The 640-nt window shown below is 67.7% G+C and carries 1 pseudogene; it reads right to left on the bottom strand.

The annotated features are described in order from the left end of the window. Nucleotides 1–640: pseudogene (locus ENZ75_RS33580) on the bottom strand (Enamidase); the annotation flags it as partial.

The following is a 640-nucleotide window of genomic DNA, read 5'->3' as shown; positions in this document are numbered from 1 at the left end:
TACCACCAAGCGAACCCAGCATGGTCAGGTTCCGCAGGATGCCGAGCGGCTGGACGCCGGATCCGGCCGGGCTGTCGGTGCCGAGGATGACGCGCGAAAGTTCGCCGCGCTGCCTTGCCAGGTCGAGCACGAACAGTCCGGTGCGCAGATTGCCGTTATGGACGATTTCAAGCGCCCTCGAACCCTTCTCGCAGATCTGCCGTATTTCCGCCTCGGGCAGGGCGGTTGGCCCGCCATTGACGTGGGCGACGATGTCGGCGTCGACCTCCAGCACGACATCCGCGCCGATGCGGCCGGAGCCGGGCAGCGACGGGCCGCCTGTGTGGGTCATCGAGGTCATGCCGTATTTGCGCGCCCAGGCGATCATCTTCCGGCCGGTCGGCCCATCCTTGACGCCGCCAAGCCCGACCTCGCCGACAAGCGTCACGCCGGCCTCGGCGAGACTGCGGAAGTCTTCCTCGGTAAGGCCGGGTTCCAGGATCGGTGCCCCGGCCAGGATCTTCATGCCGTTCGGACGGAAGTTGGAGAAGGTGCGCTGCGCCGCGATCGCCAACGCCTTCAGCCCGACAAGATCGCGCGGTCGGCCCGGCGTGTGGACTTCCCCCGCCGAGATCATGGTGGTGACGCCGCCATGCACGGT

This window comes from Mesorhizobium sp. M7A.F.Ca.CA.002.04.1.1, from assembly GCF_004022805.1.
In the GTDB taxonomy this organism is placed as follows: Bacteria; Pseudomonadota; Alphaproteobacteria; order Rhizobiales; family Rhizobiaceae; genus Mesorhizobium; species Mesorhizobium ciceri.
The sequence above is the reverse complement of the archived record's forward strand: the minus strand, read 5'-3'. Positions and strand labels throughout refer to the sequence as shown.